The 12,996-nt window shown below is 55.8% G+C and carries 7 protein-coding genes; all 7 read right to left on the minus strand.

Annotated elements, in window-relative coordinates:
- Nucleotides 1-5 precede the first annotated feature (5 nt).
- A complete protein-coding gene (locus tag EGT74_RS15750) occupies nucleotides 6-707 on the minus strand; it encodes a fasciclin domain-containing protein (RefSeq protein ID WP_123847540.1) in 702 nt (233 codons plus the stop codon).
- A 20-nt stretch (nucleotides 708-727) separates the two neighbouring features.
- On the minus strand, nucleotides 728-2,230 hold the full coding sequence (locus EGT74_RS15755; RefSeq protein WP_123847541.1) for a RagB/SusD family nutrient uptake outer membrane protein: 1,503 nt from the start codon (nucleotides 2,228-2,230) through the stop codon (nucleotides 728-730).
- Nucleotides 2,231-2,292: 62 nt separating this feature from the next.
- Nucleotides 2,293-5,532 carry a SusC/RagA family TonB-linked outer membrane protein gene (locus tag EGT74_RS15760; RefSeq protein ID WP_123847542.1) on the minus strand — a complete coding sequence of 1,080 codons (3,240 nt, stop codon included), beginning with the start codon at nucleotides 5,530-5,532 and terminating at the stop codon, nucleotides 2,293-2,295.
- A 25-nt stretch (nucleotides 5,533-5,557) separates the two neighbouring features.
- The gene (locus tag EGT74_RS15765) at nucleotides 5,558-6,628 is read right to left on the minus strand and encodes a DUF5007 domain-containing protein (protein WP_123847543.1); all 1,071 of its coding nucleotides are present in this window, start codon (nucleotides 6,626-6,628) and stop codon (nucleotides 5,558-5,560) included.
- Between the two features lie 8 nt (nucleotides 6,629-6,636).
- Nucleotides 6,637-8,268 carry a carbohydrate-binding protein gene (locus EGT74_RS15770; RefSeq protein ID WP_123847544.1) on the minus strand — a complete coding sequence of 544 codons (1,632 nt, stop codon included), beginning with the start codon at nucleotides 8,266-8,268 and terminating at the stop codon, nucleotides 6,637-6,639.
- A gap of 8 nt (nucleotides 8,269-8,276) precedes the next feature.
- Complete coding sequence (locus tag EGT74_RS15775; protein WP_123847545.1) at nucleotides 8,277-9,773, minus strand: RagB/SusD family nutrient uptake outer membrane protein; 1,497 nt, start codon at nucleotides 9,771-9,773, stop codon at nucleotides 8,277-8,279.
- 14 nt (nucleotides 9,774-9,787) lie between these two features.
- Complete coding sequence (locus tag EGT74_RS15780; protein WP_158618175.1) at nucleotides 9,788-12,772, minus strand: SusC/RagA family TonB-linked outer membrane protein; 2,985 nt, start codon at nucleotides 12,770-12,772, stop codon at nucleotides 9,788-9,790.
- Nucleotides 12,773-12,996: the final 224 nt, after the last annotated feature.

Below are 12,996 nucleotides of genomic sequence, written 5' to 3' on the forward strand. Positions count from 1 at the left end.
TTGCATTAGTCTTTAGAATTTAAGTAATCGAGGGCGATGCGCAGGAAATCGTCTGTCCGGAAACCGAAATTGTGCTGTATGCTCAACACATGCACCACGCCGTTTTTCGGCTGTATGTCGGATGATACGACGCGTACCCTGGGGTTGTTGCGGAAGTTGGTGGGGTCGAAGGTAATATCCGTCACATACAGGATACGCGGCCCCACGGCCTCCACTCCATTGTAGGTGGTGTATTCCAGCCCGATGTTGAGGATATACCCGTCGAGCATCACGTAGTTGATGCCGGGGAAAGCGTTGATGTTATTGTAGCTCACGCGGGGGAAAGTACCCGCGGTATGTTTGCCCTTCATGACGTACATGCCGAGAAACTTGCGCCATACTTCCTGCCCGATATCGGATATTTTCACGGAATCTTTCCCGGCAATGAAGCGGTTTAAATTCACCAGGTTCATGGCGTCGCGGATCACGTCGTCCGAAGGCGCGAAAAAGGTGATCGTGTCCTTGGTCATCATGTCTTTCATCCCCGCCAGGTCTACGATCGCCTTGATGGTATCGAAGTACATGGTTTTTTCGGTGAGGTAATCATAGATGGTGCCGTTATAGATGGGGTTGGCCTTCCCCCCGTCCACGTAATAATCCTTTTTGCAGGACTGTGAGAACAGTACCAGGCAGCAAAGCGCCAGCGGCCATTGAAATATTTTCTTCATACAATCAGTTTTTTAAAAGTCTATTGAACCCAATAGGCCGTTTGAACAAGGAGCGGGTTGGTGCGCATGGCGGATGCCGGTATGGGCCACGTCCAGGCGCGGCGCTCAAACTGGTCGGGGCTCAGGTAATTATCGCATTCGCCCATTTCCATCACGCGGCCCGTTCTTACGAGGTCTGTCCACCGCTGTCCTTCTCCCATCAGTTCTTTCGTGCGTTCGCGGAAGATGGCGTCTTTCAGTTCGTCGCCACCGGCGCCGGTATATTCTTCCGTTTCGGCGCGGCGTCTGATCTCGTTCAGCAGGTCGATGGCCTCCGCATCGTGACCGCCCAGTTCAGCCAGTGCCTCCGCACGGAGCAGCAGCACGCCGGCGTACCGGATGTAGATCATGTTGAAGTCGAACGACCGGTTGGCCGGGTCCGGAATATCTGAATATTTGAGGAACATGGACGACTGCGGGTTGATGGTGGAGTACGGATCGTCGAACCAGAGCATAAACCGTGCGTCCTGTTTGCCGGGCGGGTAGAGATAATCGATGAACTGGCGTTTGATGGTCACTTCGCTGGCGAGGCCGCCGAAGAGCGTGGTGCTCGTAGCCAGGATAGGCTGATGGAGCACCCACTGCGCCATAAAGGCGCCGTTGGAGTTGCCGTAGTTGGCGTCCATGCTGATTTCCCAAACACCTTCATCCGAGCGGCCCTTGAAAATTTCCTTGAAGGCCTCGCGTGTGTAAGGCAGGAGGCGGTACATCCCCAGGTCCATCACTGCCTTGCACGACTCGGCGCATTTCTGCCACCATTCCGCGGCGCGGGGTTTGTCGAAGCCCGCTTTCCAGGCGTACATATTGGCCATCAGGCCGAAAGCAGCGCCCTTAGTGGCCTTTACGGCTTTGTTGGTGGGGTCGCTGTAACCATCTGGCAAATCCCTCGCCGCCAGCTGGAGGTCGGCGATGGCCGTGTCCAGCACCTGCAGCATGTTGGTACGTGCTTTCAGCTTTGAGTCGTACGGGTCCAGCTGCAGGGGCACATCGCCATAATGCGTAACGAGCAGGTAATAGCTGAACGCGCGGATAAAGCGGGCCTCGCCGAGCAGGCTCGCCCTGTAAGCCGTGCTCATCGTGTTATCCTGGATGGCCGGGATCTTGTCGAGGCAAAGGTTCGCCATCGCAACAGCCTGGTAAAAGGCAGCCCAGCTTTCGCGCAGCGCATGCGTGTTATCCGATGCGGACAAATCCGAGCTTTGCAGGAGATTCCTGGACAGTGCCTCGAAATTCCTCTTCAGCCAGAAGTTCCAGTTGCCCGGCCTGAAGTCGTTGTTGGTGTAGATAGAAGCGTTGCCCAGGCGGCCTCTCAAGATGCTGTACCCGGTGTTGACCCCGGCTTCCGCATCCGCCGCATTTTTCCAGAAATCCGCCCCCGTAAATTTGTCGGTAGGCTCCAGTTCCAGGAACTTTTTACAGGCGGACAGCCCGGAGGCCGCTGCCAGCACCATACACACCAGTATTATTCTGCAATAGTGTTTCATCTGTCAAAATTTTGATGATCGGCGGCACCGGCTCATCGGGCGCCGCTGATATTCGTGTTAATTTAGAACTCCGCGTTAAAGCCGATGGTGAAGCTCCTCGCCGCCGGGTAACCGTTGATATCGTCGCGGCCGAGCTGGCTCACGGTTTCAGGGTTAGGCCCGGAATATTTCGAGATGATGGCCAGGTTGTACAGCGTGGTGTACACCCTGAGCGTACGTATTTTGGCCCTTCTCATGAAGTCGAAATCCCTGAACTGGTAATTGAGCGTTACCTGGTTGATCTTGAAATACGAACCGTCTTCCATGAACATGGTCTGATCCAGCCTGAAGGGCTGTATCTGGCCGTTGCGGTAGAAGTAGTACACGTTGGGATACTTTGCACCTGCGTCTCCCTCTCCTTTCCAGTAATTGAGCTGGTCGAGGTCATAGATGTTCACCGAACCGCCGATACCGCCATCGTAGATGATATTGTTCGGCTGGGTGAGGCGCATCAGGCGGCCGGCCACTGCATTGTTCAGGATATCGCGCTTCCAGGTGAAGGAACAGAAAACGTTCAGCGAAAAATTCTTATAGCTGACGGTGTTGGAGATACCACCGGTGGCACGCGGCTCGGGGTTGCCGACGATCATGTTGTCTTCCTCATCGTCGAGCATGTAGTCTCCGTTCACGTCTTTCCAGATGGGGTCGCCTGCCAGGAAATATGACGGTGTGTTGCCTTTGCCGGTTTTATACCGGATACCGCGGATCGGATCTACCGGCACATCTCCGTTTCTGTCATAAAAGCCCTGCGTGTAATACAGGTAGTTGGAGATCGGGTTGCGGCCTACTTTCCGCGCCAGGTCCTGGTAATAAGGAGCACCGTCGTTATAGCGCATCGATTTCAGGCCACCGGGCAGTTCCGTCAGCACGCCGCGGGCGATCGCGCCATTGGCGGAGATCATCCACTGGAAGCCCGCAGGTTTCTTGGAAGCGATGGGCCGCACCGTAACGGACAATTCATGGCCGTAATTGACGATGGCGCCACCGTTCATCTGTATCCTGTTATAACCCGTAACGTCCGTGAGCGGCACTTCCATAACGAGGTTATACGAGCGTTTGTAGTAGGTATCGTAATTGAAGCTGAAGCGGCCTTTAAAGAGGCTCACATCCAAACCCACATCGTACTGGCGTGATTTTTCGGATTCCAGGAACGGGTTCGGCATCAGCCCGAATTCGGGGCCGATAGCGGTCTGGTTATTGTAATCCGCGAATACCTGGTAGATGCCGAGGGCGTTCACCTGGTTGGCCACCGGGCGGCTGTTGATACCGTAGCTGCCGCGTATGGACCCGTAATCGAGGAAATTGAGATCCTGGAACAGCGGTTCTTTGTTGAAGTTCCACCTTACGCCCAGCGCGGGGTTCACCGAATAGCGGCTGGCCAGCCCGGAACTGGAGTTACCGTCTGCGCGGTACGAGAGGTCCAGCACATACTTCGTTCTGAAGTTGTAGGAGATGAAACCGGCGTAAGACATGGCGTGATACGTACGGCTGACCGGCGTGCCATTGGTGTTGATGTTGCCGGCGTCATTCCAGGGGTTACCCGGGTAAAAACGCGGAGAGTACCCGCGGGGGCCCCAGTAAAAATCGCTCGGCCCGTTGCGCATTTCGCGGATGTGCTGTTCATTTTCCATGATATTGGCCTCCGTGAACGCGCTCACCAGGATGTTGTGCCCTGCCTCGGAATCGTCCGGGCGCGTGCTGAAATTATAGGCCAGGCCGTTACGCGTATTGAGCTCTCCCCTGCGGCCCACGAAGCCGTATGAAAGCGTCTGGTTATTGTTGGAGAACCCGCGGTTAAACCGGTCGCGGGTATCGGTGTAATAGTCGTACGAAGTGGTTGACGTGAGGCGCAGCCCGCGGAGCACTTCATAATCCACGCTCAGGAAGCTGCGGATGTTCACGGTGTTGTTATCATCCACATTCTCGAGGTAAGCCCTCAGTTCCGGGAACTCGAGGAAGTGCGAAGGGCCGGGCAGCAGTGAAGAGGTAAAGGCGTTGCCCGCGCCGTTGCCGGTAAGGCCGCCGCCGTTGCCGCGCTTCTTCTGGCCATAGCCGCCAAAGAGCTGGCCGCTTACGCGGAGCCGCGTATTCGGCTGCATGTTCAGCTGGAGGTTGAGGCTGTATTTGTTGAAGCCGGTGTTTTTGATCACACCCTGGTTCATCTGGTAGGCGAGGTTCGCCTTGTAGTTCATCTTGGAATTACCGCCGGTGATCTGGAGGTTGTTATTCGTGTTGAGGGTGGTCTGGTAAAAAAGCCCCTGCCAGTCGGTGCTGTTATTGAAAAACCCGTTAAGACTGTCTGACAGGAAGATGGCCCCATCCATATCATCCCTGGCCTTGCGTTCGCTCCGGTTGTAGTCCATGATGGCCTTGATACGGTAGTCTCTCTCCTTATTGCCGCCCCATACGCTGCGCAGCGCAGGTGGTACGTTCACGAACAGGGAGTTGTTGGTGCTGATGATGGGCACGGCGGAATTACCACGTTTGGTGGTGATCACGATCACCCCGTTGGCGCCGCGGGAACCGTACAGCGAAGCCGCCTGCGCGTCCTTGTAGATTTCGATGGACTCCACGTCTTCCGGCGGGATGAGCGACAGCGGGCCTGTTGCGGCGCCGGGCTGCAGCATCGACTGGTCTACGCCGCCGTCATATTCCACCGGCACGTTGTCTATCACCAGCAGCGGGTTGGAACTGGCCAGGAAGGCCTGGTCGCCGCTGCCCGAAATGTTCAGCTGGGAAATGCCGCGGATGGAAATGGTGCCGCCAAAACCGGGCGCGCCGGTGTTGACCTGGATGTTCATGCCCGCCACCTTGCCCTGGAGCAGCTGCTCCAGGTTAGGCACCGGCACGTTCTGTATGTCTTTTCCGCTGATGGAGCTGGAGGCCCCGGTCATCGTTTCTTTAGAACGTTTCTGGTAACCCACCACCACCTGTTCTTTGAGGCCCGTTTCCGCCGGCACCAGTACGATGCGCAGCGGCGCGCTGCCCGCCTTTACCGTTTTATCCTGGTACCCGATGAACCGGAACAGCAGGGATTTTCCTTCTTCGATGGTAAGGGTGAAATTGCCGTTTTGGTCCGTCACCGCAATCCCTTTCCTGGCGGCGACATCCATGATGCTCACCCCCGGTATGCCGGCGCCGGACGTACCGCCTTCGGTCACCTTGCCCGTTACCGTTATTTTTTGCTGGGCATACGCCTCGCCGCCGGCCAGAAGCGCCAGCACAAGACAGAGCCGTATGATGCCAGTGTATAATTTATGCATGATTTGCTGGTTTAAAAGTTGAGCATTAATCGTCACTGAATTTGGGATTGATCCGGTAACGGAATATCACCGTCCATTCCCCGGGCTCATGAATACTGAGTTTCAGGCCGATCGTCCCTATCCTGCGGGAACCGAAAGACACCCTGGTAAAGCGGAAATTATATTCCGCTTCCTCGTCGCCGGGAAATACCTCAGAGAGAATGGGAAACGGGTTGGTGATATCGTAGGTCACCGACATGCTGTCTTTCGGGATGCGGCCGTTAAAGCCGAATTTCACGTTGCGGTCGGCCATTTTGCTGTAATAGAACAGGCTGTCCCAGCGCTGGTAGTTAAAGACCGTGAGGGGGATGCCGATGCTGTCTTTGTCCACGAATTTGAAGGTGATCGTGTTGGCTGCGTTCCCCGTTTTCACGAAGTATACCTGCACGTTTTCCGCTTTGATTTCGCGTTGCTGCGCGTCCACATGGCCGGTAAGGGTGGTGGGGCGGATGATGCCGCCGGAATTATCCGGTTTCCGCAAACCGGTGATGTCGTCGAACTCGTAAGGGTCGTAGGGCCTGGGCCGGCGGAGATCGATCGTCAGACCGGTAAACAGGCGTTCTCCGGCGCCGTTCTTCACTTTCACGTCGAAATAATATTTGCCGTACCGCACTTTGTTCGAATCCACCGGCCAAACCACCAGCTGGCCGTTCTGGCTGTTCATGTCCACGATGGGCCGGCGCACCGTGATGCGCTTCGCTTCGATTTCGGCGATGGATTTTTCCGTACCGGTGTAATAGTCTTTCCACTGCCGGGTATCCACCAATTCCTGCAATACAGGGGCAGGTACTTTTCCTTCCACCCGGGGAGACATCAGCGTGAACTCCAGCGGTTGCGTGGAGTAGTCGGCGTTGAAGACATTGATAAACATATTCGTGCGACCCAGGTTGGACACAAAAACATCTTTCTTGAAGTTCATGTCTTTGCTCAGGTAGTCGGTTTCCACCGGCAGGGTGTCTTTATAACAGCCGGCCAGCGCAACCGCCAGCAAGCCTGCCGCGCAGGCCATCCGCTTCGTGCGCCGGGGTGTTTTTATATATTGGATAACTGGTTGCATGGTTGAATTTATTTAGCGACGAAAGTCAGTTTGGCAATGTTGAAACCGGCCGCGTCCATGAATACTTTGAGATCGTGCGTGCCGGCGGTGAGGGTCACGTCTTTTTTGATGAGGTCCGTATACGTGCCATAGGCGCCGGTTCTCGGCACCGTGAGCACGCCCGTCACGTTCGCGCCGTCTATTTCGGCGTGCACCTTGCCGGTCGTATTCGGTGAGCTGACGCGGAAAACGATGTCGTATTTGCCTGTTTTCTGCACGTTCACCGTGTACAGTGTCCATTCTCCCGCAGCGGTATAACCCAGGTTAAACCCTTTTTCCGGAGACGGCGCCTGTTCCACGTCCGGGCCTTCGAAGGCGCGCATCATCTGTTTGGCATTGCCCCTGTTCTGTGCGTCCACGTCTTTGTAGCCGATGCCTTCGCCGCCCCAGTCGAATTCCGCAATGGGCACCACGCCGGGGATGTTCAGCGGCAGTGCGTTGAAGGGTTTCCGGAACTTGGGCACAAAACCCAGGCGCGCCATATTAAAGCCCGCCGCGTCCACAAAGAAGGTGGCTACATGCTCTCCTTCGGTCAGGAAAACGTCCGCGCCCTGTATGGTCACCCAATCCTGGTAGCCGGTACCTTTCGGTATGTTCAGCAAGCCGGTCACGTTTTTGCCGTCTACTTCGAGGTGAAAAATGCAGTTGGAGTTGGGCGTAGCTACGCGTCCGTAAGAGCGGTACAGGCCGCTATGCTCCACCTTCACGGTATAATTCAGCCATTCGCCGGGGAAAGTAAACCCAACGTTATAGGGCCCTTCCGTACAGTTGTCCATGTCCACGCCTTCTTCGAAGCGGTATTTGCCGTTGCCGCGGTTGGCCGGCTCAAAATCGTGGTAGGCCACACCTTCGCCCCCTTTGTCGAAATAGGCGATGTCGATGCTACCTGCTCCCGGCACCAGAAAGGGATTGCCGAAGAACGGCATCATCTGCGCCGGATATGCCTGCGGGAGGAAAGAGGTAAATCCGAAAACATGTTTGGGCGTGAGCATGTGCACCATGCCGTTGGTGGTTTTCAGGTTGGTGGATTCCGTGGTGGTGGACACCCAGAATTTGGTGAGGCGCGAATTATTCTTGTCGCTGAACTCGATGATCATGGAGCTGCCGTTTTGGATACCGGCCGCCGCCGTGCCCACCGCCTTTCCGCTCATTTCATAGCCATAGGGCGTCATCAGCGTCACCCCGTCTCCGAACCGCAGCGAATCGAGGTTGTAAATCCCTTCCACGAGGTAGCGGTGCAGCAGCGTATCCCATACGCCGGTGCTCACACTGTCTACCGTCCAGTTGGGCAGCTCGCCGCGCTTCTTGCGCGTAAAGTTGAGATTCTCCATGGCGGAGTTGATGCTGAAATCCTGCGGCGCAAAAAAGGTATACCGGCCGCTCTTGAGTTTTTCAGCAACACCGGTTTTATCGAGCAGGTGCAACAGCGTATCGTACAATCCGCTTTTATTGGCTTGCCTGATAAAATCGTAGGAGCTCATATTCACTTCCTGCACCGGGGCCATATCCCGGTAGGGATTGTCTTTCTGACAACCGGCGGCAGCCGCACTACAGATGAGCGCTGCCAATATATGCCTGGTGGAAAATAGTCTTTTCGTCATGATACAGGTTATTTCCAGAATGAATAATTCGTGAGTTGCGGATTGAGGCTGAGGGCCGATTTCGACAGGGGCCAGTAAGCGGCGCCATTGTCCACATCGGCCTGCGTCAGGTTGGAATAGGCGGGCACCTTGCCGAAGCTGACCAGGTCGTACCAGCGCCAGCCCTCTCCGATCAGCTCACGGCGCCGTTCTTCGAGGATGAGATCGAGCAGCTCTTCTCCCTTTACCTGGTCGGTAACGGACGCAACATACCGCCGGTTGCGCAGCACGTTCAGCTCCGTACGCGCGTCCGCCTCCTTGTTAAGCCGTGCGTTGCACTCGGCACGCAGCAGTGTCAGCTCTTCATAACGGAAGATGACGATGGCCGAATTAAACAGGCGGAGCGTGGGATTCCTTACAGCCGCATCCAGCATGCGCAGCTTGTAGAACATGGGCTGCATGCTGGACATGTCGGTGAAGAAGAGCGAGATCCGCACGTCCGAAGGATTGCTGTAAATATTGAGGATGCTGTCTTTCGTCACATAGATTTCGGCTTCGTTTTTCGGCACATCGGGATAGCGGAGCGTCCAGTTTTCCAGCTGGCCGGTAGTGGAGATCTCCGCATGGTCGAGGTTGAAGTCGACCTGGAAAATATTCCAGTTCACACGGCCGCGGAAGGTGGCGTTCCCGGTGCTGCTCAGTACGAGATAGTTGTTGTCCGGCACGTACTCATACAGCGTCCTGGTTTTGTTGTTCATCACGAAGTCGATGTACTGCAACGCGGTGGCATAGTCTTTCTTCCAGGCGGCAATGTGGGCCAGCAGCGTATAGCAGGCGCCACGCGTGGCGAGAATGCTTTTCCAGTGCGAAAGGCCCTGGCCGCGGTAGTTGCCTTGCTGTTCGGGATCCTTGCCATCGTAGTTCCAGGGCAGGTCTTTGGCCGCCAGGAGCGCTTCCGCCGTGGCAAAGTCGAGCACCTTTTTCCAGTCCTCGCGCGCTTTGGCGGTGAAGTCGCCGTTAACGGCGTCGGTCACCAGCGGCACGTCGCCCCAGATACGGACCATGTAGAAATATGTAAAGGCCCGTAAAAAACGCACCTGCGCCACATCCAGTTTCATTTCCGAGCGGGGATACCGGTCGTCGAGCTCGGGAATGCCGGGCAGTTTGGCCAACGCCAGGTTACATTGCGCGATGACGGCATAGAACCTTCGCCAGTCGCGCCAAACGTCCATCGTCTGGTAGTTGGAGGTAAGCTCCGCGGAACGGAGCGCCTTGAGGTCGCCCCGTTTGGTGGCCGTAAAATCGCCCGCGCGCATTTCCCCGTACACCCAATAGGCGTTTTCGTTCGCCAGCGCCGCACGCAGCAGGCCATAAGCGGCAAAACTGCCGGCCCAGGCGTCGGTCCTCGTCTTCCACATGTTTTCTTCCGTCACGGCACGGGTGGAATCCACGTCGAGCATCTTTTTACAGGAGAGCCATCCGGTTGCCAACAGGCACATCAGGCTGCCCATCCATATATGTCGCATAAAGTCGGTTTTAATTATTTGAACAGTAAATTGAAGCCCAGGGTAAAGCTCTTCGGCTGCGCCCAGTTATACATGCCCTGGTCATACCCGAAGTAGTCGAATGCTTCCGGATCGCCGCCGCTGTAGTCGGTCAGGGTAAACAGGTTATTACCGGTCACGAATACACGTAATTGCCGAAGCCCGTTCCTCTCCATCCAGGGACCGGCGAAATTATAAGTCAATGAGAGCGAGCGCAGTTTTACATACGAGGCCTTTTCAAGGAACAGCGTTTGTTCTACCTGGTAAGCCCTAACGGGGCTCCATGGATTGTAGCGGGGCATTGCCTCGAGGTCACCGTCCGGCCGGGTCCAGTAGGTAAATTCCTTGGCGCCGTCGATTTCGTCCACCCCTTCGTTGTTGGCGAAATCAAACCGGTCCGCCAGCGCCTTGTTGAGCAGTTTCCTGCCGAAGGCGTAGCTGAACAACATGTTCAGTTCCAGCTTGCCGTAACGGAGCGTGTTGCCCCAACCGCCCTGTACGGCCGGATTGTGGGTGCCGGTGATCACGCGGTCGTTGTCGTTGATATCGTTGTCGCCATTCACATCGCGCCATTTGGGGTCGCCGGCTTTCATCGGCAGGCCCTGATAGGTCATGCCGGCGGGCACTTCACTGTCTGTCTGGTATATGCCGTCGTTGATAAGCAGCCAGTATTTATCGACCGGTTTACCCACCACAAAACGGCGGTTGCCGAGCCTTACGTCCGTTTTTCCGTCGGGCAGGCGCAGCAGTTTCGTTTTATTGGCGGAAGCACTCAGCATGGTCGTCCAGCTGAATTTTTTACCGTTGAGGATATTGGCCTCTATGCCCAGTTCGCCGCCATAGTTGGCGATGTCCATCCCGTTCTTCCAAATGCCCGAGTACCCGCTTTCCGCTACGGCCGGCATTTTGATGAGCAGCTGCTTGTCCTGCCGGGTATACACGTCCAGCGAAACCTGCAGGCGATCGTTCAACAGTCCTATGTCGAGGCCGCCGTTCAGCTGGTCGGTATACGCCCAGCCGATACCTTCAGAAATGTAACCCAGTTCATAAGCGGCGTTGAGCACGGGAAAGGCGTCGTAGGTAGGCATGTTCGGAGAGCCTTCCCAACCGGCTTCCACATTGTATACCGGCCCTCCTTTATAATAGTCGTCCTGGAACATCTTGCCCACGCGGCCTGCGCTGGCGCGGAGCCGGAGGTTGCTGAAAACACGGCTGTCTTTCATGAAATCTTCGCCCGATATTTTCCAGGCAGCGGCCAGGGTCGGGAACAGTTTCCAGCGTTCGGCCTCGCTGACGTTGGAAGAACCGTCCTGCCGGAGATAGAGCTCAAAGAAATATTTGCCGGCGAGGCTGTAGTCGATGTCCGCATAGAAAGAAGCGAGATTGTTTTTCACACGGTCACGGTAATTGGCCGTGAGCCGCAGGTTATGCGAAGCGCCCGGTTTGTTGTCGTTATTGCCCGGCTGGTAGATCTGGATATAGTCGCTTTTACCTTTGTAGGCGCGGCCGTAGTTGTACTTCCACATATCCCACTGGTTATTTTGCCCGAGCGTTACGGAGAGCTGATGGCCTTTTGCCTGCAGCGGGGTTATTTCCACGGAATTGTCGAAAACCAGCCGCCGGTGCAGCCCGTCGTAGTTGGACACGAAGTTGTTGCCGTCGCTCACGGTGGTGGGAATGAACAGGTCGCGGTAATTCTGCCCGTGGTCGATGCCGAAGCGGGAGTTTATTTTCACGTACCGGCCAACGGTGTATTGCAGGGTGTTCAATACCCTGATGCTGGCGTTCCTGTTTTTGTCGATGCCTTTTTCGAGGTACCGGAAATACTGGTCTACGCCGGCTTTGTTGGATGACGGCGGTTTTTCGAGGTTGAAGATATAATCTTCGTCGCCCATCCTGTCGCGAATGGTCTGCGCCCTGTCGCGGTTGGCCACGGCAGCGCTGATGAATGTGCTCCAGAGCAGGTTGCGCATCGGCATCACGTTAATGCCGAAGTTGACGTTGTAACGGCGGAGCCCGGTTTTTTCGGCTACGCCCTGTTCCGAAGCCTGGCCCACGCTGAAACGGAAACTGGCGAGCCTGTTCCCGCCGCTTACGGCAGCCTGCAGGCCGGTGTTCCAGCCGTTGCGGTAGTATGATTCATCCCAGTCTGCCCGGCCATAATAGGTCGAGTTGGTGGAATCTGCGAGATAAGACGGGAAGCTGCGGTATTGCTCGCGGGAGGCGTATCGGTCGTAGAAGGGCAGGCGAAAATCGCGCTCCCATCTGCCGTTGATAACGTTCACGGCCGGTTTCAGGGACATGCCGGCGTAGCCGTTTACTTCCACCTGCAGCTCACCGCTGCGGGGGCCGCGGGTGACGATATTGATCACGCCGTTGGAAGCGAGGGGCCCGTATTTGGCGGCGGCGCCGAAGTCTTTGAGTACTTCAATACGCTGGATGTCGTTTACATTCAGGAAAACCAGGGGATCGATTTCGGTGCCCATGCGGTTGAAATCGAAGCGCTGTACGTCGTAGGCAAAGGAGTGATCGGTGATGAGCGGCATGCCGTCTACCATATAAACCGGCTGTGCGCCGAAGAGGTCGCCGTTTTTGAGCAGCAGGCCCGACGCTCCTCTGACGAAGGCGGCGCTGCGTTTACCCGGTTCGTTGGTGGGGATGCGGACATCCACGCCCGTGGCCCTTCCGAGGAGCATCTGGTTAACACTTGTGTAGGGAAGTTTTCTCACTTCATCCATATGTACGCGGCTAACTGCGCCGCCTGTACGTAGTAGGAGCTCGCTATGCGGGATATACCCGATCGTGTCCCTCGCCTGCACAGCTATGCCGCGCAATCGCTGATCCGCTTCGCTGTTGCCGGCGGAAGCGGTGGAATCTGATTTTTTATATAGCTTTTGTTGCGCCGTAGCGCCTGCTCCCAGCATCAAGAGGCCCAGTAATAACGTGGCGCCTTTACCTGAACTTGGGTAGAAATATGTCATAAGACGGAATTTTCGTGTAAAAGAACTCTTCATCCGCTGTGGCGGACGCACAGCGAATCATGCCGGTGCATGTATTATTCACACTGCATCAGCAGCATTAATGAAAATGACTGTCAAAAAGTAAAAACGATGGAGATTAAACGTTTCTTCCACACATGGCTCCCTGCATTGCTGCCATTTAATTTCACGATTGGGATTGACAGTAAAAGCGCATTAGACGGATA

This window comes from Chitinophaga lutea, from assembly GCF_003813775.1.
Taxonomy (GTDB): Bacteria; Bacteroidota; Bacteroidia; order Chitinophagales; family Chitinophagaceae; genus Chitinophaga; species Chitinophaga lutea.